At 66.2% G+C, this 20,027-nt stretch carries 18 protein-coding genes and 1 tRNA gene; 5 read left to right on the top strand and 14 right to left on the bottom strand.

All coding sequences use genetic code 11. From position 1 onward, the window contains the following. Nucleotides 1-4 precede the first annotated feature (4 nt). From fabA to BM341_RS16220, 10 genes are all read right to left on the bottom strand, one after another. Nucleotides 5-520: a 3-hydroxyacyl-[acyl-carrier-protein] dehydratase FabA gene (fabA, locus tag BM341_RS16265; RefSeq protein WP_089797118.1), complete on the bottom strand. Its 516-nt coding sequence runs from the start codon at nucleotides 518-520 to the stop codon at nucleotides 5-7. A 68-nt stretch (nucleotides 521-588) separates the two neighbouring features. Continuing rightward, nucleotides 589-1,131, bottom strand: coding sequence for a DUF2878 domain-containing protein (locus tag BM341_RS16260; RefSeq protein ID WP_089797117.1), 543 nt, complete (start codon nucleotides 1,129-1,131; stop codon nucleotides 589-591). Further along, nucleotides 1,128-2,396 (bottom strand): SAM-dependent methyltransferase, encoded by a 1,269-nt coding sequence (locus tag BM341_RS16255; RefSeq protein WP_089797116.1) that lies wholly within the window; start codon nucleotides 2,394-2,396, stop codon nucleotides 1,128-1,130. The genes BM341_RS16260 and BM341_RS16255 overlap by 4 nt, the downstream gene beginning before the upstream one ends. Further along, the gene (locus tag BM341_RS16250; protein ID WP_089797115.1) at nucleotides 2,393-3,157 is read right to left on the bottom strand and encodes a DUF1365 domain-containing protein; all 765 of its coding nucleotides are present in this window, start codon (nucleotides 3,155-3,157) and stop codon (nucleotides 2,393-2,395) included. The genes BM341_RS16255 and BM341_RS16250 overlap by 4 nt, the downstream gene beginning before the upstream one ends. After that, nucleotides 3,154-4,479 carry an NAD(P)/FAD-dependent oxidoreductase gene (locus BM341_RS16245; RefSeq protein WP_089797114.1) on the bottom strand — a complete coding sequence of 442 codons (1,326 nt, stop codon included), beginning with the start codon at nucleotides 4,477-4,479 and terminating at the stop codon, nucleotides 3,154-3,156. Before BM341_RS16245 ends, BM341_RS16250 begins: the two co-directional genes overlap by 4 nt. Beyond that, a complete protein-coding gene (locus BM341_RS16240; RefSeq protein WP_089797113.1) occupies nucleotides 4,476-5,279 on the bottom strand; it encodes an SDR family NAD(P)-dependent oxidoreductase in 804 nt (267 codons plus the stop codon). The genes BM341_RS16245 and BM341_RS16240 overlap by 4 nt, the downstream gene beginning before the upstream one ends. Before the next feature lie 108 nt (nucleotides 5,280-5,387). Beyond that, nucleotides 5,388-5,828, bottom strand: a complete 441-nt coding sequence (locus BM341_RS16235; RefSeq protein ID WP_089797112.1) for a nuclear transport factor 2 family protein — start codon at nucleotides 5,826-5,828, stop codon at nucleotides 5,388-5,390. A gap of 40 nt (nucleotides 5,829-5,868) precedes the next feature. Next, nucleotides 5,869-7,287, bottom strand: a complete 1,419-nt coding sequence (gene phrB / locus BM341_RS16230; protein ID WP_089797111.1) for a deoxyribodipyrimidine photo-lyase — start codon at nucleotides 7,285-7,287, stop codon at nucleotides 5,869-5,871. A gap of 28 nt (nucleotides 7,288-7,315) precedes the next feature. Then, entirely contained in the window at nucleotides 7,316-8,230 is a 915-nt protein-coding gene (locus BM341_RS16225) for a MerR family transcriptional regulator (protein ID WP_089797110.1), read from the bottom strand. 114 nt (nucleotides 8,231-8,344) lie between these two features. Continuing rightward, nucleotides 8,345-9,391, bottom strand: a complete 1,047-nt coding sequence (locus BM341_RS16220) for an NAD(P)/FAD-dependent oxidoreductase (RefSeq protein ID WP_089797109.1) — start codon at nucleotides 9,389-9,391, stop codon at nucleotides 8,345-8,347. A gap of 89 nt (nucleotides 9,392-9,480) precedes the next feature. Between BM341_RS16220 and BM341_RS16215 the strand changes: the two genes are divergently transcribed. Then, the gene (locus BM341_RS16215) at nucleotides 9,481-10,386 is read left to right on the top strand and encodes a TIGR01777 family oxidoreductase (protein ID WP_089797108.1); all 906 of its coding nucleotides are present in this window, start codon (nucleotides 9,481-9,483) and stop codon (nucleotides 10,384-10,386) included. On the opposite strand, the gene rapA is transcribed toward BM341_RS16215, so the two are convergent. Both rapA and BM341_RS16205 read right to left on the bottom strand, forming a co-directional pair. Then, nucleotides 10,383-13,328 carry an RNA polymerase-associated protein RapA gene (rapA, locus tag BM341_RS16210; RefSeq protein WP_089797107.1) on the bottom strand — a complete coding sequence of 982 codons (2,946 nt, stop codon included), beginning with the start codon at nucleotides 13,326-13,328 and terminating at the stop codon, nucleotides 10,383-10,385. The genes BM341_RS16215 and rapA overlap by 4 nt on opposite strands. 150 nt (nucleotides 13,329-13,478) lie before the next feature. Beyond that, nucleotides 13,479-14,279, bottom strand: a complete 801-nt coding sequence (locus BM341_RS16205) for a TlpA disulfide reductase family protein (RefSeq protein ID WP_089797106.1) — start codon at nucleotides 14,277-14,279, stop codon at nucleotides 13,479-13,481. A gap of 124 nt (nucleotides 14,280-14,403) precedes the next feature. Here BM341_RS16205 and BM341_RS16200 point away from each other — a divergent pair, with 124 nt between their 5' ends. Genes BM341_RS16200 through BM341_RS16185 form a run of 4 tightly spaced genes read left to right on the top strand, consistent with a single transcriptional unit; the run spans nucleotide 14,404 to nucleotide 18,542 of the window. After that, on the top strand, nucleotides 14,404-14,643 hold the full coding sequence (locus BM341_RS16200; protein WP_089797105.1) for a hypothetical protein: 240 nt from the start codon (nucleotides 14,404-14,406) through the stop codon (nucleotides 14,641-14,643). Continuing rightward, nucleotides 14,630-16,195: a phospholipase D family protein gene (locus BM341_RS16195; RefSeq protein WP_089797104.1), complete on the top strand. Its 1,566-nt coding sequence runs from the start codon at nucleotides 14,630-14,632 to the stop codon at nucleotides 16,193-16,195. The genes BM341_RS16200 and BM341_RS16195 overlap by 14 nt, the downstream gene beginning before the upstream one ends. Nucleotides 16,196-16,246: 51 nt before the next feature. After that, entirely contained in the window at nucleotides 16,247-17,734 is a 1,488-nt protein-coding gene (locus BM341_RS16190) for an SLC13 family permease (RefSeq protein WP_089797103.1), read from the top strand. A gap of 22 nt (nucleotides 17,735-17,756) precedes the next feature. Next, entirely contained in the window at nucleotides 17,757-18,542 is a 786-nt protein-coding gene (locus BM341_RS16185) for an alpha/beta fold hydrolase (protein WP_175507891.1), read from the top strand. 172 nt (nucleotides 18,543-18,714) lie between these two features. Here the strand turns inward: BM341_RS16185 and BM341_RS16180 are convergent. Both BM341_RS16180 and ispB read right to left on the bottom strand, forming a co-directional pair. Beyond that, nucleotides 18,715-18,791, bottom strand: a tRNA-Pro gene (locus tag BM341_RS16180). Between the two features lie 76 nt (nucleotides 18,792-18,867). Next, the gene (ispB, locus tag BM341_RS16175) at nucleotides 18,868-19,863 is read right to left on the bottom strand and encodes an octaprenyl diphosphate synthase (protein ID WP_089797163.1); all 996 of its coding nucleotides are present in this window, start codon (nucleotides 19,861-19,863) and stop codon (nucleotides 18,868-18,870) included. Nucleotides 19,864-20,027: the final 164 nt, after the last annotated feature.

Here is a 20,027-nt window from a genome sequence, read left to right as displayed (position 1 = left end):
CTGTTCAGAAATTCGCGGTGGAAGTGAACAGGCCGACACGCAGGTCATTGGCCTGATAGATGTCTCGGCCGTCAACGGCCACGGTGCCGTCGGCCATTCCCAGTATCAGGCGCCGGGTAATGATGCGCTTGATATTGATCCGGTAGGTGACCTGGCCCGCTTCGGGCAGTATCTGCCCAGTGAACTTGACGTCGCCGCAGCCGAGGGCTCGCCCACGGCCAGGATAACCCAGCCAGCCAAGATAGAACCCTACCAACTGCCACATGGCATCCAGGCCCAGGCAGCCAGGCATCACCGGATCGCCGGGGAAGTGGCAGTCGAAGAACCACAGGTCGGGATGGATGTCGAGCTCGGCGAGCAACTCGCCCTTGCCGTGGTCGCCACCCTCTTCATGGATGTGCGTGATGCGGTCGAGCATCAGCATGTTGGGCGCCGGTAACTGGGCATTGCCGGGGCCGAACAGCTCGCCACGTGAGCAGGCCAGCAGTTGGTCGCGATCGAAGGAGTGTTGCTTGGTCACTGAATCATTCCGATTGTCGAACTTTTTGTACCGAAGGCGGCATGCCGCCGCCGGGCGGCTTGTCTAGTCTACTGTCCGTAGCGGGCAAATGCACGCCGCGGGCCGCCTCCTCGATGGCCTCCCAGGTATCGGCTTAGCGCCAGGCAGATTAGCGCCCAGGCCAGCGCCTCGAGAGGCAACAGCCAAGGGGCGAGCTCCACACCCGCCAGGCGGGCGCCAGCGAAATAAGACAGCGGGCCGCTAGTCGCCCCGCCGAGCATCGCCAGCCACGGATACCGCCACAGCCAGGCCAGGGAATGCTGCAGGAGGCTGGCGAACAGCGGCCACAGCAACCATAGCCAGAGCGGCAGGACGCCCAGCAGGCGGGGCTGATCGCCAACATCGAAACCGCCAGCGAGCGACAGGCCGCCGTCGATCACCAACCCCAGCACCGCGAAGCCGGCCAGCCAGCGCCACTCGCCAGGATAGGCGAGAAAGCGCAGGTGCAACGCAAGGATTGCCCCGACCACCCCGGCGCCCACCAGCGAGCCGCCGAGCACGCAGGCAAACCAGCCGAGCTGGAAGGCCACCAAGTTGATCAAGGTGGCCGCGAGGCCCGAGGCTCGACTCACGGCTCGCCCGCCAGGGCCGCCGGCCGGGCGCCGGGACGCGCCAGCAGCATATGGCTGGTGCCGATGGTGCGCTCGAGAAAGCCCCCCTCGCAGTAGCACAGATAGTAGCGCCACATGCGGATGAAACGCTCCTCGTAACCGAGCTTGCGCACGGTTTCCAAGTTGGCCTCGAAGCGATGGCGCCACTCGCGCAGGGTGCGGGCGTAGTGGGGGCCAATCTCGTCGAGTGACAGCAGGTTCAGCGAGGTGCGCCGCGACAGGCCGTCGAGGATGGCGCGATGCGACGGCAGGAAGCCCCCCGGGAAGATGTAGCGCTTGATGAAGTCCATCTCGCGCTTGGCGCCCTCGTAGCGCTGGTCGCGAATGGTGATCGCCTGGAGCATGGCCATGCCGTCGTCGGCCAGCAGCCGGTCGAGGGTGGCGAGGTAAGTATCGAGATATTGATAGCCGACCGCTTCGATCATCTCCACCGAAATCAGTCGATCGTAGCATCCCTCGAGTTCCCGATAATCCTGCTTGAGCAGCGTGATGCGCTCGCCAAGCCCCTCTTCCTCGATGCGTCGGGCGGTATGCGCGTACTGTTCCGCGGAGATCGTGGTGGTGGTGACACGGCAACCGCGGGTGCGGGCGGCATGAAGGGCGAGCCCGCCCCAGCCGGTGCCGATCTCCAGCAGGTGATGCTCGGGACGCACGTCGAGCCGGTCGAGCATCAAGTCGAGCTTGTGGGTGGAGGCTTCTTCCAGGCTCGCCGCGGCGTGGGGAAAGACCGCGCTGGAGTACATCCAATGCTCCCGGTCGAGGAAGAGGGCGAAGAGGTCGTTGCCGATGTCGTAATGAGCGGCGATATTGCGTTTCGAACCCTCCCGGCTGTTGCGCTGCAGTCGATAGAGCGCGGTGAGCAGCCAACGGCCTAGGCGGGCGCTGCCGTTCTCCATCTCGCCGTTGACCCGCTCGAGGTTGGCGGCGAACAGGCGCACCAGCGAGACCAGGTCGTCGGCGTCCCAGTCACCATCCATGTAGGACTCGGCGGCACCTATCGTGCCGCCGAGCGCCATGCGCTTCCATGCCCGGCTGTCGCGCAGGACCAGATTGACATGCAGCGGCCCTCCCTGGCCCAGATGGTGGCGCTGGTGGCCATCGGTCAAGGTGATGTTGCCCCCCTCGAGGCGATCGAGCTGGGCAATCAGCCGTGGCTTGAGCCAGCCGGTCAGCCGGTCGGACTCTGACGCCAGGGAGCGGGACGTAGCGGTGCGAAGCGTGGTCACGACGAGGATTCCTCACGGGGCGGGTGATCATGGAGGGGCACGCGCTTGGCCCATAGCCGCAGCGCCTCGAAATGGATGCCGGCCAGCGTCTTCAGGCTCATCCAGGGCTGGCGTGCCAGGGTGGCGAGCAGCACGCCGCGAGTGGCCGGGCGCGCCTGCAATGTCAGGGTGGCATCGAAGTGCCGGCTACCGTCCTTCCAATTCTCCATGTGCATGGCCAGCCGTTCGCCGGGGGTGTTGAAGCGCCAGCGATAGGTCATGTCCATGGGATTGAAGGGCGAGACGTGCATCGCCTTGGCAAACTCGGCGGCGTGGCGGTGGCGGCGCGGCTCGACGGCGCAGGCGTAGCGGGTGCGCTCGCCCCAGGGCGTGTTGGACACCTCGCCAAGCACCGCGCGCAGCTCGCCATGCGAATCGAAGCAGTAGTAGAGCGAGAGCGGATTGAAGCCCATGCCGAGGGTGCGCAGCTGCGTCAGCAGGCAGACGCGGCCGTCCGGGGCGAAGCCGAGCTGGCGAGTGAGTTCCTCGTGGACCGCCTGCTTGAGGGGGCGGTCGTGAGGGGCGAGATAGTCCTCGCGGCGAAAGCGCGCCAGGGCGGGCCCTCGGGCGCTGAATCCCGGTACGTCGTCGAACAGCTCGGGCAGCTCGTCGAGGTCGAGCCAGGCCATCCACATGCGGTACTCGAAGGCATGCCGGCGCGGCTGGAAGCGGCGGTGGCGCAGCCGGCCCCGATAGATGCGTGAGCGGGGTTCGGCAATCATTCGCTGAGCTCCAGGTCGCGGGCCCGGGCGGGGGACGGCGCGTCGGGACGCGCATCGTCCTCGTCGCAGCCCAGCGACCGGGCGACGCGCAGGGCACTCCAGACACCATCCTCATGAAAGCCGTTGCGCCAGTACGCGCCGCAGAAATGAGTGCGCCGTGCCGGGCCGGAAATTTCCGCATGACGCGCCTGGGCGGCCTGGCCGGCGAGGCTGAACTGGGGGTGGGCGTAGCGGAAGCGGCCGAGTACGCGGGCCGGGTCGATGGCGTCGCTGTCGTTGAGGGTCACGCAGAAGGTATGCGGGGCCTCGAGCCGCTGCAGGATGTTCATGTCATAGGTCACCGACACCCGGGCGGCGTCGCCGCGGCCGTCCAGGCGATAGTTCCAGCTCGCCCAGGCGCGGCGGCGGCGGGGCAGCAGGCGGGTGTCGGTATGCAGCACGACCTCGTTGTCCCGGTAGGGCATGTCGGCAAGAATGTTCCGCTCGGCCGCGCTCGGGTCATCGAGCAGGGCCAGCGCCTGGTCGGCGTGACAGGCCAGCACCACCTGGCCGAAGGCCTCGACGCCGCCCTCGGTGCGAACCTCGACGCGGTCGGCATGGCGGCGGATGCCCCGCACCGGTGTCGACAGGCGGATGCGCTCGGCATAGGGCGCGGTCAACGCCGGGATATAGGCCCGCGAGCCTCCCACCAGGGTGCGCCACTGGGGCCGCTCGTTGACCGAGAGCAAGCCGTGGTTGCGGAAGAAGCGCACGAAGAAGGTCAGCGGGAAACCGCGCAGGTCCTCGACGCTCGCCGACCAGATCGCCGCGCCCATGGGCAGCAGGTAGCGGCGCTGGAAATCGACCCCATAGCCGCGAGCGTCGAGATAGTCGCCGAGGGTCATGGCCGGGTCCAGCCGGCCATCTTCCAGTTCGCGGGTCGCCTCGCGATTGAAGCGCAGGATATCGCGCAACAGACGGTAGAAGCGGGGTTTGAGAAGGTTGCGGCGCTGGGCGAACAGCGTCGTCAGCGTATGCCCGTTGTATTCGAAGTCCTCGGCCGTCTCGTGGACCGAGAAGCTCATTTCGGTCGCTTGGCTGGCCACGCCGAGCCGCGCCATCAGGCGCTGGAAATGCGGGTAGGTCCAGTCGTTGAAGACGATGAAACCGGTGTCGATGGCGTAGTCGCGACCGTCGAGTGTCACGTCGATCGTGGCGGTATGGCCGCCCAGGCGCTCATCGGCCTCGAAGAGGGTGACCGCGTAGCGACTCGACAGGTACCAGGCGGCGGCCATGCCGCCGATGCCGCTACCGATGACCGCGATGCGCGGGGCGGCGATCATGAGCGTGAATCCGGCGAGTCATGGGCTGATTGGCTACGCGCCATGCGCCGCCCGATCAGGAAGCGCAGCCTCGGCGGCAGGATGCCCAGCAGCTTGACCAGCAGCGTGAAGCGACGCGGAAAGTGGATATCCAGCCTGCGCTTGGCCAGGCCACTCAGGATGGCCTCGGCGGCCTCGTCGACCCCGACGCGCATGGGCATGGGAAAGTCGTTGCGGTCGGTCAGGGGCGTCTTGACGAAGCCGGGGTGGATCACGCTGACGTCGATGCCCTCGGCGTAAAGGTCGAGCCGCAGCGATTCGAGAAAATAGCTCAATGCCGCCTTGGAGGCGCCATAGGCTTCGGCACGCGGCAGGGGCAGATAGGCCGAGGCGCTGGAGGTAGCGGCGATCAGCGGTCGTTGCCCTGCCGCACGCGCGCGGCGCAGCAAGGGCAGGGCGGCCTCGAGACAGTAAAGCGCGCCGTAGAAGTTGGGAGCGAAGACCCGCTCGATCATATCGACGTCGAAGTCGCGTACATCGAGATATTCGCAGGTCCCGGCGTTGAGGATGACCAGATCCAGGCCACCGAAGCGCGTATTGATCAGTTCGCCGGCGCGGCGCACCGCCACGCGGTCGGTGACATCCAGCGGCACCCGCAGGGCGTTGTCGCGCTCGCCTGTCAGTTCGGCCAGGGCGTCGTCGCTGCGCGCGCTGAGGGCCACCCGGTGGCCCTCGTCCAGCAGTCGCAGCGCCAGGGCGCGACCGATACCGGACGTGGCGCCGGTCAGCCAGATGCGCTGGGTGTGGCTCGATGCCGTCATTGAAAACTCTCTCTGGAAGACTCAGCGGGCCGTCCGCCGAGACGTTCTGTCGTTGGCGTATGGCGCTCGTTGGGTAGTAGGTGATACGCGATCCGTCACTCGTCGAATTCACCGGCCAAGACGCTGCTTGATGCCCTTCACCACACGACCCAGGACCGGCAGACGCTCGTAAAGCAGTGCGCCGACGTCGAAGTAGTCGCGGTGCTGCGCGACCCGGCCGCTGCCGTCGGCCGCGAAGCGCAGGTGCGAGCAGCCGTCCACTTCGACCGGCTTTCCGCCATCAAGCCGCGGATGGACCAGCTGCATGGTCCAGGTGACGAAGGCGTCGTCGCCTTGACGCTGCGACTGGTGAAAGTCGAAATGGCACGATGTCACGTTGTCGTACAAGGACCGGTAGTAGGCTTCCAGCGACGTTATGCCGTCGAAGTGATGGATCGGATCGTCAAACGCGACGTCTTCAGTGTATACCTTGTCCAGGTTTTCTGTACAGCTTTTGTCAAGGTTATTGAAAAAGGCACAAAAAGCCTGCAGGTCCGGGTCCTGAATCATGCGGGTGCTCTCCGATGAATGAAGGGGCGTCAGCCCGACGTCAGTTCGATGTCAAACCTTTGAAAGCGTCCAGGGCGCGGGCCCGTGCCGCCTTGTGATCAACGATGGGAGGCGGGTAGTCGACGCCTGCCAAGAGGTCGCGCGGCGGGTCGTGGCGGGCCTTGGCCGGCAGGTCGGCCAGTTCGGGCAGCCACTCGGCGAGAAACAGGCCGTCGGGGTCGAAGCGCCGCGACTGGGTGGCGGGGTTGAAGATGCGAAAGTAGGGTGCGGCGTCGGTGCCGGTGGACGCGGCCCATTGCCAGCCGCCGTTGTTGGCGGCGAATTCGCCATCGACCAGGTGGCGCAGGAAGAAGGCTTCGCCGCGACGCCAGTCGATCAGCAGGTGCTTGGCGAGAAACATGGCGGTAATCATGCGCAGCCGGTTATGCATCCAGCCGGTGGCCACCAGCTGGCGCATGGCGGCGTCGACGATAGGATAACCGGTCTGCCCCTTGCACCAGGCCACAAACCCGGCCTCGTCATCGCGCCATGGGAGCTGCTCGGTGTGCGCCTGAAAGGCCCGATGACGACACACTTGCGGGAAGCCATGCGCGACATGCTGGTAGAACTCTCGCCACACAAACTCATTGACCCAGGCGACCAGACCGGCATCGCCCTCGGCGAGCGCGCCATCGTTCTCGGTCAGCGCTGCCTGCAGGCATTGCCGATGAGAGATCATGCCGAGTGCCAGATAAGGGGAGAGTTCACTGGTGCCGCGGATCGCCGGGAAATCCCGCTGGCGCTGGTAGTAGCGGCCATGAAAGCGCAGGAAGCGCTCCAGGCGGTCGGCGGCCGCCGCCTCGCCCGCGGGCCAGAATCGCTCGGCCACCGGGGCATCAGGAAGTTCGGGCATTGACGGCAGCGGGTCGGCATTAACCGAGGGGCGAGCCTGCGGCGCGGGGATGTCGCGAAGTGCCAGGCGCGCTGCGGTCAGCTGGCGATGCCAGGCCTTCGCGAAAGGCGTGAAGACCCCGTAGTAATCGCCCTTTCCGGTGCGCAGCTCGCCAGGCGCAAAGGCCACTGCGTCATGGTGGCCGGTGGCGCGCAGACCGGCCGCATCGAAAGCGGCGGTGACCGCCCGGTCGCGTCGCTGCTCGTCCAGTGGATATTCATGATTGAAATGCAGGGCCTTGGCCTCGGTCTCCCGGGCGATGGCCAGCAGCGCCTGCGGCGCCTCGGCGAAGTCGTCGAGTTCGCGATGCAGCAAGGGGATGCCGAGTCCCTCTAGGGCCTCGTGCAGGGCGGCGACGCCGCGCGCGCGAAAGTCGAGCTGGTTGGCGCCGTGCCCATGGCGCTGCCAATGCGGCAGAAAACGTAGATGCACCGCGAGAACCGGCCCCTGGCGGGCGGCCGCGGCCAGCGCCGTATTGTCGTGAATTCGCAGGTCGCTGCGAAACCACATCAGGACGGGAGAGGGCATGGGACGCTCCGGCAGTCGGCGGGTCGGCTCAGGTGTCCTTGAGCAGCGAGCCCAGGCGGGTGATGGCCTGGGTCAGATCGTCACCCAGCACCTCGACGCGGGTGGGGTCCAGATCGTTGGCGCGAATACGCGCCACCGGCCCGCATAGGGCGAGGGGCACCGCCAGCTGTTCGGCCAGCCGTGGCAGCTGACGACGGATCAGGTCCGAGCGCTCGGCCTGGCCGCTGGCGAGCAGCAGCGCGTCGGCCTTGAAGCGCTCCACAGCCAGCGGCAGCTCGTTGAAGGGCAGCGGGGCATCGAACAGCTGGACGCGGTAGCCCTGATCGCTGGCAGCGAGCGCTACCATCAGCACCCAGAGATTGCCCGGATCGTCCGGCAGCGGCTCGATCAGCACCAGCGGCCCGCGGTGGAGCTGGTCGGCGTGGTAGAGCCGGGTGCCGATGCGGGTACGCAGGAAGGATTCCAGCGTGCGGCGCTGCAACAGGGCGCCGAGCTGGTCGTCCCAGCCCTCCTCGAGCTCGCTGAGTACCGGCTGCCAGAGTTCGGCCAGGCAGGTCGCCACCGGGTACAGCGCCAGGGACTGGTTGAAGAGCGTTTCCAGACGCGCCAGGTCCAGTGCCTCGACGGCGGCGAGCAGTTGCCGCCGCTGGGTCGGCCAGTCGCCCGCGGTGGGGGCAGGGGCCTCCACCATCTCGGGTTGTTCGAGCAGTTCGCGGACCTGGCTGACCGGCACGCCCCGGGTCAGCCATTGCAGGATTCGCTCGACGCGCTCGATGTCCTCACGGCAATACAGCCGATGGCCCTTGGGGGTGCGTTGCGGGCGAATCAGGCCATAGCGCCGTTCCCAGGCGCGCAGCGTGACCGAGTTCACCCCGGTCAGCCGCGACACCTCGCGAATCGGATAAAGTGGCGTATCGGCCGGATGGGGCGCCTTGTCACTCATGGGCGGCTGTGCCTCTTGTGGTCGTGTATCCCGCCGGATCGAGGTGGCTGGAGTTCTGGGCATGATTTTGTACAAATGATTGGCGATGTACAACATCCAAGGCGAAAGGCGCCTTCAAGGATGGTGTCGTTGGTCGGCATCTCGCAGCGCCTCGCCGAGATGGCGTCCCGAGAGCCAGGCGTCCTCGACTCGCGGGCCGCGCCAGCCATCGCCGCACAGCGCTAGGCCCTCGGGCGACAGCCGATAATCGCGATTGACGGCCTCACCCTGGGCGAACACGTCGGGCTGAGCATAGCGCCAGCGGTGGGCGCCGAGCGCGCTGGGTTTCGGCAGATGGGTTCCGCTCGGCAAGGCGGCGCGAAACGCTGCAAGCAGCAACTCGGCGATAGCGTCGGGCTTGGCCTCCAGGTTCGCCTCGCTCCATTCCAGGTGCGCCAGCAGGCTCAGACTCTCGCCTTGTGAGCCGCGTCCCGGCTTGTGGTCGTTGCGGCTGACGAAGCGCAGCGGGCCCGGGGGCAGGCGCACGGCCTGCCAGTCATCGTCAACGCCGGGCAGGGACGGTAGCGGCGTCTCGAAGCGTGCCCACGCCGTCCAGCAGGGTCGTTGGATGACGGCCTCGCAAGCCTCGGCAAGTGCTGAGTCGTGGGGAGCGACGAGTGCCTGGGCCTGGGGCGACGGGGCCGAGATCACCACCCGGCCAAAGGGGCCGTGGCGCTCGCCCTGGGTATCAATGAGCCACCAGCACTTGGCCTCGCGCTCGAGCCGCTCGATGCGGGTGTCGGTCGCAAGGTTCAGGCCCTGGGCCAGGTGGCGGGCGACGCTGCTCATGCGCGGGGTGCCGATGAAGCGCTCAAGAGCATCGCGATGCGGCTGCCAGCCCGCGTCTTCTGCCTGCCAGAGGGTCTGCGGCCAGGGCGCCACGCAACCGGCGTTCTGCCAGTCATTCACTTGCTGGTGGAAGGCGTGATCGCGCACGCTGAAGAACTGGGCGCCGAGATCCACTACTGCGTCGGGCAAATGACGACTGGACATTCGCCCCCCTGGCCCGCGACCCTTGTCGAATAGCGTGACAGGACAGCCGGCGTCGTGCAGGGTTCGGGCGCAGGCGAGCCCGGCGATGCCGGCGCCAATAATTGCGGTGGTAGCGGAAGAGGATGGCATTCGTGGCTCGCACAGTCGGTGGGCTTTTCCGCTAGACTAGCAGAAGTGTACAACGGCTGTATAACGCATTGAGGCGAGGGAGATTCACTATGCGCGTGTTGGTCACCGGTGGGAGCGGGTTCGTCGGGCAGCGTCTGTGTCGGCGGCTCAAGGAAGCGGGGCATCGCCTGCTGGTGGTGTCACGGGAGCCCGAGCAGGTGCGTGATCGGCTACCCGACGGGACCGACATTCGCCGTTCGGTCCTGGATTTCGTGGATACGCCGCCCCAGGCGATCGTCAATCTGGCCGGCGAGCCCATCGCAGCGCATCGTTGGAGCGATGATCAGAAAGAGCGGCTGATCGACTCGCGCGTCAACATCACCCGCGACCTGGTGATGCTCTGCGAACAGTTGCACTCGAGCGGCGGGCATGCGCCGCGGGTGATGGTGTCGGCCTCGGCCATGGGCTATTACGGCGACCAGGGCGATCGCGTGGTCACCGAGGAGACCCCACCGCACGACGAATTCGCGCATCGCCTCTGCAAGCGCTGGGAAGAGGCTGCCAGCGAAGCGGTGGACTTCGGCACGCGGTTGGCAATCCTGCGCCTGGGGCTGGTGCTCGATGCGGGCGGTGGCAGCCTGCAGAAGATGCTGCCCCCTTTCAAGCTGGGGCTCGGCGGTCGTTTCGGTGACGGCAAGCAGTTCATGCCCTGGGTGCACCGCGAAGATCTGGTGCGGGCAATCATCTTTCTGATCGACAACGAGTCACTTGAGGGCCCCTTCAACGGCAGCGCGCCGCATCCGGTAACCAATGCCGAATTCACCCGCACGCTGGCCAAACAGCTCGGCCGTCCGGCACGCATTCCGGTCCCGGCGATCGTGCTCGAAACGGCCTTCGGCGAGATGTCGCGCCTGTTGTTGACCGGCGCCGACATGCGCCCCAAACGGTTGCTCGACGCCGGCTTCGAATTCCGTTTCCCGACCCTCGACAAGGCGCTGGCCGATATTCTCGGTTAGTCGTCCTCACCCACCGTCACGATCACCCGGACGGCGTCGAGCCGCAGCCGGGTGCTGTCGATGGCGGCGTCCAGTGCGGCGCGCTCCTCGCGCTGGGCCTTAAGCTCATCCTCGCGCACGGCCGGGTTGTGGTGGGCCAGCGCTTCCAGCCGGCTCAGTTCGCTATCCAGTTCGCGGCGCATGCGGCTTTGTGCGGCCTCGACGATGCTCGGTAGTTCGCGCTCCGCCTCCGCCTCACCTTGATCGAGCAGATCGCGCAGCTGGTCGTGACGGCTGCGGATCAGGTCGCGGGCCGTAGCCTTCCTGACTTTCTTCAAGGCCTTCGACAGGCCGGTGAATGAGACCTTGCCGCTCAGGTTGGCGCCGGACTCATCGAGGAGTACGCGCACCGCAGTAGGCGGCAGGAAACGGTTGAGATGAAGCTGCCTGGGGGCCGGGCAGTGGGTACTGAAGATCAGCTCCACCATCAGCCGACCGCCGGGAATCGCCGGGTGCTTGAGCAGGGCCAGGGCAGTATTGCCCATGGCGCCGTCGAGAATCCGCCCCATGATCTCGCGAACCAGCGGATGCTCCCAGGAGAGCCGCTGGACGTCATCGCGGGCCAGCGCGCGGGAGCGTGAGTAGGTCGCAGAAAAGCCCTCCTCGCCCTGCACCAGGCCCGGGAGGCCGTCGAGCATGTGCGAGCCCGGCTGCAGATGCACGATGCCTCTGCCGAGCTCCTGGCTGTCGACACCGAAGATGTCCAGCGCCTGGTCGAGATAGCGCGGCAGGGCGCGGTCCTCGTCGAGCTCGCGGATTGCGTCGATCACCGCCTCGGCACGATCGAAGCGACAGGCGTTGAGTTCGAGCAGGCGGTTGCGGCCGGCGTTGCGCTCGGTCTGGCGCGCCTCGAAGAGCATCCGCGTTTCGGTGATGACGTCCTCGAGGCTCGCCGCGTCGAGCAGGCTCTCGGCCAGCGCATCGCCGAAGGCCGCATAGATCTCGCTGCCGATGCCGTGCGGCGCGCTGAAAGCGTCCATGCCCTCTCGATACCAGCGCAGCAGCCGCTCCCCGGGGCTGTCGGCAAAGACCGGCACATGGATCTGAATGGCGTGACGTTGGCCGATGCGATCCAGGCGGCCGATGCGCTGCTCGAGCTGGTCGGGATGCAGCGGCAGGTCGAACATCACCAGGTGGCGACAGAACTGAAAGTTACGACCTTCCGAGCCGATTTCCGAGCACACCAGCACCTGGCAGCCTTCGTCCTCATCGGCGAAGGCGGCCGCGGCGCGGTCGCGCTCCACCAGTGACAACCCCTCGTGGAATACCGGAGCATGCAGGCCGCCGAGCACTCGCAACCCTTCCGCGAGCCCCAGGGCGGTCTCGCGATCATGGGCGATCAGCAGCACCTTGCCATCGGCGAACCCATCCTCGCCGGTATCGGCCAGGCGCTCCAGCAGCCAGGTCACGCGCGGGTCGAACTGCCACCACGGCTCGGTATTCAGAGGGTCATGGGGCTGGGCACGGTACATGACGTCGGGGTAGACGAGCACGTCCGGGTGGTCGAGGCCGGTCTCGATCAAGAGCTCGTCGAGGTAATCCTCGTCACGCTCGAGGCGTCGCAGCACGCGACGATAGGAAGCGGGCAGCTCGAGACGGCTGACATGCAGGCAGCGCTCGGGAAAACCGCCCACATGACGGCGGCTGTTGCGAAACATCACCCGACCGGTGCCGTGGCGGTCGAGCAGCTGATCGCGTAGCTGGTCGCGGGCGGTGACGTGCTGTTCGGGGCCGGCCTGGGGGTCGGCGAGGGTATCGAGCAGCGCCAGGCTGTCGGGCTCATCGATCACCGCAGCGACCCGCACGCGTTCGTCGGCGTCCTGCGGCAGACACTCGAGGGCGTCGATTGCCTCGGCCACTTCAACATAGTGCTGCTCTTCCTCGCGGAAGCGCTCGAGGCTGTGGTAGCGATCCGGGTCGAGCAGGCGCAGGCGGGCGAAGTGGCTGGTCAGTCCCATCTGTTCCGGGGTGGCGGTCAACAGCAGCATACCGGGGACGCGGGCGGCGAGGCGTTCCACGCAACGGTAGCCGGGGCCGCTGTGCTCGGGATGCCAATCGAGATGGTGGGCCTCGTCGACGATCAACAGATCCCACTCGCAGGCCTCGGCCTGGGCCTGGCGCTCGGGGTTGGCGAACAGCCAGTCCTGGCTTGCCAGCACCAGCTGGCCGGACTCGAAGGGGTTGGTCTCGCCGTGCGCCAGGCTCTGCTGCTCGTCGAGCAGGGTGACGTCGAGGGCAAAGCGGCGCAGCAGTTCGACCAGCCATTGATGCGTGAGGCTTGCCGGCACCAGGATCAACGCCCGCTCGGCACGCCCGGTGAGCAGCAGCCGGTGCAGGATCAGCCCGGCCTCGATGGTCTTGCCCAGGCCGACCTCGTCGGCCAGCAGCACGCGCGGGGCATGGCGGCGCGCCACTTCATCGGCGATATAGAGCTGGTGGGGAATCAGGTCGATGCGCGGTCCGCTGAGCCCGAGGGCCGGGTTCTGTTCGACGCGATGGTAGTGGTGCAGGGTGCGAAAACGCAGGTCGAACCAGTCGTTGCGATCGACCTGGCCGCTGAGCAGCCGGTCTCGTGCCTGGTCGAACTGCATGCTGTCGGCGAGCCGTGCCTCGGGCAGCTCGCGCCGTTCGCCCTGGTCATCCTCGCCGAGATAGATGATGAGTCCCGCGACTTCCTTGCTGTCATCGACGGTCAGGTGCCAGCCATCGGCGGCTTCCAGGCGGTCGCCATTGCCAAAGATCACCCGGGTGAGCGGTGCCTGGCGGTTGCTGTAGGTGCGCGTTTCCTGACTGGCACCGAACAGTACGGTGACGCTGCGGGGGTCGACGTTGAGGATGGTGCCCAGGCCGAGTTCGGTTTCGCCGTCACTGATCCAGCGTTGGCCGGGTGAAAAGTCGCTCATGATGCCTCGGAGGATGCGGATAACGTGGCGCCGTGCCGCCAGCCTTGACGGTGGCGTTGACGGGGCGACGTATCTTACCGCAAAGGCGGTCACGGCTTAAGCGTGGCGGCGGCGATTTGGTGGGCGATTCGATTCCCGTGCCTGGCGGGGTCAGGGTTGGCCTAGCCAGCTATCAAGCTGGGCGCGGGTCAGCTCGCCGACGTGGCGCTCCACCGGGCGACCCTCGGTATCGAAGAGCATGGTCGTCGGCAGGCCCGGTGATTCGAGCAGGGCCATGAGTCGCTGCTTGGGGTCGAGCAGGGCGTGGCGAAACGACAGGCCCTGTTCGTCCAGGTAGCGCACCACCGGCAACAGGTCTTCGCCTTGATTGACGACCACCACCGTGACGCCGTCGCGTGAGTCGGCCTCGGCGAGTAGCGGCATCTCGCGCAGGCAGGGCGGGCACCAGGTGGCCCAGAGGTTGAGCACCACCCGCTCGCCGCGCAACGAGCGAAGCTCCACGCGTTCGCCGTCGAGGTTTTCGAGCGCCAGGTCGGGAAGCGCCTGGACGGGCATCCCCCCACCCAGGGGCGCCAGCGTCACCAGCACCAGCCACAGGGTCGAGGCGCCGATCACCAGCGCCGCACCGCCGATCAGTCGCAGCAGGTGAGCCCGTAACGCCCAGCCGGTCCAGATCAGCGCGGCCAGCATGCCCCACAGGCCATGAAAGCCCGGCTGCCAGATCTTGAGAATATCCAGCGGTGCGGCGGTATAGGCGTCGAGGTTGAGGGCCACGTGACCCAGCCGGGCGCCCACCAACCATGCGATGACCAGGCCATTGAACCAGCGAGCGTGTTCGCCACGCGGCAGGCTGAGCAGCCAGGCGCTGGCGGCAAGCAGCAGCAGGGCTGCGCCAATGGCATAGAGGCGCGGCAGGGAAATCAATACGGGGCCGAGGGCGATGGCATCCATGGCGGGGAGGGGCTCCAGCAGGGGTAGGGGGTCGGCGTCAGCGAGTGGCCGCGCTACACTGACGGCTCGACGGCTAGCCTACTGCCCGCGTGCGAGGCTGTCACTCACCCCGGCGGGAGCTTGCATGGCCAGATCCTCCTTCGACACGCTGCGCGCCCTGGCCATCGCCAGTCAGGCGCTGGGCTTCATCCTGATCATCACTCTGGAAACGCTGATGGGAGACGCGGCCAGGCCCTGGCAGGGCTGGACGCTCGCGGCGATGGTCGCGGCGGCGCTATGGATCGCCCTGGTGCGACTCTACCGGCGAAATCGGGCGCGCAAGGCACTCGACCGGTGCCGGGCCGATCTTGATGATTCTGCCTGAACGATCGTGGGGCCTGGGGCGGGCGCTGCTCTGCTGCCTGCTGGCGCTGATCGCCGGGTGCACGGCTCACCCGGTGACACGTGAGCATACTACCGCGCTGCGCCCGGCCGAGATCGAGGCGACCGCCCTGGGGCGCTGGACGCGGCAGGCGTCGCGCGAGGAAGGTGGTGATAGCGGCTTCGCCCTGCTGGCCGAGGGCGAGGATGCCCTTGCGGTGCGAGCGCGCCTCGTGGATGAGGCCGAGCGGCGCCTGGACATCCAGGCCTACTCGATCGACGAAGGCCAGACCACCCGCGCGCTGCTGCGACGTATATTCGACGCCGCCGAGCGGGGTGTGCAGGTTCGCCTGCTGCTGGACGATCTCAGTGCGGTCGGCCAGAACGCGCGGCTGGCCGCCTTGGACAGCCATCCCCAAATCCAGGTGCGAGTGTTCAATCCGGTTACCTTCGGGCGTGGACATCTGGCGAGCTGGGTATTGGCCGCGGCGCTCGACGTGCAGCGCACGCATCGGCGCATGCACAACAAGCTCTGGATCACCGACAACGCGGCGGCGATCACCGGCGGGCGTAACCTGGGCGATCCGTACTTCAATGCCGGTGACCCGCGCAACTTCGCCGATCTTGACCTGCTGGCGGTGGGTCCGGTGGTCGATGCGCTGTCGCTGAGCTTCGATCTTTACTGGAATCACGGCCTGGCACAGCCGATCGGGCGTTACCAGCGCGTCGAGGCCGGCGCCTGGCAGCACCTGCGCGATGAACTTGGCGCCGGGCCTGCCGAGCGGGACGCATCGCGCAGCATGCCGGCGCGGCGAAGGCACGATGGCGTGGCAGCGAAGGAAGCCCTGCCGGATGTACTGCACTGGGGGAAGGGAGAAGCGTTGTGGGATCCGCCGGGCAAGATCAGGGTGCCGGGCCGGCCGCCGTTCGGGATGACCCTGGCGGGCGCCCTGCACGAGCGGGTGATGCCGCTCGACTCGCGATTGCTGATTATCTCTGCCTATTTCGTACCACTGGCACGCGGGACCCAGCTGCTGGTTGAGCTGGCCGAGTCCGGCATTCAGATCGATGTCATCACCAACGCCTTGTCCGCCTCCGACATGCCCTGGGTCCACGGCGACTACGCGGCGAGGCGCCCCGAGCTATTGGCAAGCGGCGTGCGGCTCTTCGAGATGCGGGCAGAGCACGAAGATACCGACGACTCGGCAGGCCTTTCAGGCTCGCCTATGTCCTCCTTGCACATCAAGGCACTGGGCTTCGACGATGACCAGGTATTCGTCGGCTCTTTCAATGTCGATCCTCGCTCGCTGTGGTGGAATACCGAGACGGGCGTACTCGCCGAGAGCGAGAGCCTCGCCGCCGAGTTCCACGCACTGGCTGAGATCGGCATGGCCCCGGCGCTGAGCTACGAGGTCGGACTGGACGGTAGCGGTAACATCGTCTGGGAGACGCAGATCGACGGCGAGCGGGTGCGTCTCGAGCATGAGCCGGGTAGTCGCTGGCAGCACTTCAGCGCTTGGCTGAGTCGAGTCCTGGGACTGGCGCCTTGGCTCTGACGCCATCCACCGCCCATGTATGCTAGGGGTAGTCGACGACAGGGAGGCGTCATGACCGACTCGACGTCCGTGAGCGCTCCGGGGGAATCGCCCTCACGCCTGGCGCGCCTCAAGATCCTGCTGGGGCTAGTGTTGGGGCCGCTGGCCTTCTTAGTGTTGTTACTGATGGAGATGCCGGCAGACATCTCGACGGCAGCCTGGCGGGTGGCGGCGCTGACCGCCTGGATGGCGATCTGGTGGGTGCTGGAGCCGGTTCCCATCGCCGTCACCGCCTTGTTGCCGGTGGCCGTGCTGCCGCTCACGGGGGTGGCGCCCATCGACCAGGTGGCGGCGCCCTATGCCAATCCGCTGATCTTCCTCTTCCTCGGTGGCTTCTTGCTGGCCGAGGCGATCCAGCGCTGGAGCCTGCATCGGCGTATCGCCATGCTGGTACTGCGCCTCTCCGGGCTGCGTCCGGATCGGCTGGTAGGCGGCTTCATGGTCGCCACGGCGGCGCTGAGCATGTGGGTCAGCAATACCGCTACCGCCGCGCTGATGGTGCCTATCGGCATCTCGGTGTTGACCATGCTGGAGCGGGAGGGCGGGGAGGGCGCCAGCCACCACATGGCCTTGACCCTGCTGCTGGGGATCGCTCTGGCTGCCAACATCGGTGGCATGGGCACCCTGATCGGGACGCCACCCAATGCGCTGCTGGCCGGCTTCATGGCCGACAACTATGGCATAGAGATCGGCTTCGCCCAGTGGATGTTGGTGGCCGTGCCGCCCGCCCTGCTGTTGCTGGTGCTCGCCTGGTGGCTGCTGACTCGTTGGGTCTACCCGGTGAGCCACAACGAGCTGCCAGGGGTGGCGCAGATGCTGCGCGAGCAGGCCGAAGACCTGGGGTGCATGAGCCGCCCCGAACAGCGAGTGGCGGCAGTTTTCGCCCTCGTCGCCTTGGCCTGGGTCACCCGGCCGCTCTTGGAGACCTGGCTGGGGGTGCCGCTAAGCGACGCCGGCATCGCCGTGATCGGAGCCCTGCTGCTGTTCGTGGTCCCAGCCCGCTGGCAACAGCGACAGTTCCTGATGGACTGGGACAGCGCCCGTCAGCTGCCCTGGGGGGTACTGGTGCTGGTCGGCGGCGGGCTCAGTCTGGGCACAGCCATCGAGGGCAGCGGCTTGGCCGCGACGGTGGCCGAGGGGCTGGGGGCCTTCGGTGCCTGGCCGACCTGGAGCATGGTGGCGATGGTCGTGGTGGTAGTGATGTTGATGAGCCACGTGACCAGCAATACGGCCACCGCGGCGGCGATTCTGCCGTTGACTGCCGCGCTGACGGTGAGCCTCGGGGCCAGCCCGCTGCTGCTTGCGGTACCGGTCGCCATGGCGGCGAGTTGCGCCTTCATGTTGCCGGTGGCGACCCCGCCCAATGCCGTGGTATTCGGCAGCGGTCGGCTGAGCGTGGCAGAGATGATGCGTGCGGGCGCCTTGGTGAGCCTGGCGGCAATCCTGGTCATCACCCTGGTGGTATTCGGTCTGGCCATGCCGGTGCTGGGTTTTGGCTAGAATGTCGATAAGGAAAGTTCGCGTGACCCGCCTGCCCGGATATGTACCGCGAGACGAAGCGCAATGGGAAAGTCGCTTTATTGATGTGAAAGGCATGACTTACCACACCAGGTGTAGTCTTACTGCTTCAGCGAAGGGGATGAATCCGATTGTGCTGGTGCATGGCTTGGGAATGTCCGGCAACTACTTTATGCCCACTGCGGAGCGACTCGCCGCAAACGGTGCCACCGTTTACGTGCCCGATCTACCTGGTCATGGCAAAAGCGATACACCTGAAGCGCCCTTGAATGTGCTCGGTTTGGCTGATGCCTTGATCGATTGGCTGGATGCCATGGGCATCGCACGAGTCGACTTGGTGGGGCATTCCATGGGTTGTCAGATAGCGGCTGATGCGGCGGTTCGTTTCCCCACCCGGGTAAGACGATTGGTCTTGATAGGACCGACAATCGATCCTCTACATCGAAACTTTTGCGTTCAGCTGCTTCGGGCACTCTACGCCTGCACCTTCGAGCGGCCCGGGCTGCTCCTGCATGTCATGGCGGGCTATTGGCGCATGGGAACGCGACTCTGGCCCGAAGCTATCGCCATGTTTCATGATCCTGTCGTAGAGAAGCTTTCCTGCATCGAGCAGCCTGTGTTACTGGTTCGTGGCCAGCGAGATACGATCGCGCCGCAACGCTGGCTCGACCAAGCGAGCCAAATGACGGGAGCGGAGCGGGTAGTGACGATCCCTAACTGGGGTCATAATGTCATCTACAGTGCGCCAGATGCGGTGGTGGCTGAGCTACGGCCATTTCTGGGCGTGTAAGTTCTCAACTTGCGAGTGCAAGGGCTCGGTCGTAGGTAAATACCAGAGGAAAGTGAAGAGGAATTGTCGATTCCCATCCCGACGGCTGTCACCTATATGCCACCTAGTTATAGGCACAACGCAAAACGGCCACCGCTGCGATGAGCTAAGTGACCGTTTTTACTGTGTTTTCTGGTCGGAGTAGCAGGATTCGAACCTACGACCTCTGCCTCCCGAAGGCAGCGCTCTACCAAGCTGAGCTATACTCCGACGCGTTGGGCTGGCGCCTCAACGGGGCTGAATTATACCCACAGTGTTCGGCTTTGCAAGCCTTTCGCCGAGTGGGTCAGGCGTTGCGATCGACGGCCATGCGGGCCAGCTCGGCCATGCTGTCGCGATAACGGCTGGGCGGCAGGGCATCGAGCTGGTTCAGGGCCTCGCCAGCCATTTCCTCGGCCTTGGCGCGCGTATAGTCCAGGGCGCCGGTCACGTGGACGATCGCCAGCACCTCGTCGAGGTGATCGAGGCCGCCCTGGCGGATCGCCTGGCGCACCAGCTCTGCCTGCTCGGGAGTGCCGGTGGCGATAGCGTGGATCAGCGGCAGGGTCGGTTTGCCTTCGGCAAGATCATCGCCGACGTTCTTGCCCATGGCGTCGGCATCGCCCTCATAGTCGAGTAGATCATCGATCAGTTGGAACGCCAGGCCTAGATAGCGCCCGTAGCGCTGCAGGGCGGCTTCCTGCGTCGGGCTGGCGGCCGCGAGGATGGCGCCGCTATGTGACGCCGCCTCGAAGAGCATGGCGGTCTTGCCCTGAATGGTCTGGAAATAATCGGCCTCGTCGATCTCGGCATTGCCGACGTTGGTCAGCTGCTGCACTTCGCCCTCGGCGATGGTGCAGGTGGCGGCGGAGAGTACTTCCATGATTCGCATCGAGCCGATGTCGACCATCATCTGAAACGAACGCGAATACAGGAAATCCCCCACCAGCACCGAAGGGGCATTGCCCCAGGCGTCGTTGGCGGTAGATTTGCCCCGCCGCATGTGCGACTCGTCGACCACATCATCGTGCAGCAGGGTCGAGGTATGCATGAACTCGATCAGCGTGGCCAGGGTGATGTGCCGATCGCCTTCGTAGCCGAGCGCTCGTGCGGCCAGCAGCACCAGCAGCGGGCGCAGCCGCTTGCCGCCCCCGGCGATGATGTAATGGCCGATGGTTTCGACGAGCGGGACACGAGAGGCAAGCCGATCGGCAATGGTCCGATTGACGGCATCGAAGTCCTCGGCAACGACCGCGTGGATGGGCGGTGACGTAGTGGCTTTCGGTGGAGCATTGGCGGGCATGGAGGCGATGTCGACTTGGAATAAGGAAGGCCAGGAATTGCCGGTCATGCTATGGGGCGCCCATGAGGGCGTCAAGGCAGTGCGGCCGGACATGGCATATTTCAGTCCCAAGCGACACAGGGTAGCCCCTGTCGAGGGGTGAGGTGATCATCGATATCTAGCTA

It is taken from the genome of Halomonas korlensis (assembly GCF_900116705.1).
Taxonomy (GTDB): Bacteria; Pseudomonadota; Gammaproteobacteria; order Pseudomonadales; family Halomonadaceae; genus Halomonas; species Halomonas korlensis.
Note: the sequence above shows the minus strand (reverse complement) of the source record. Positions and strands in the feature narration are given on the sequence as shown.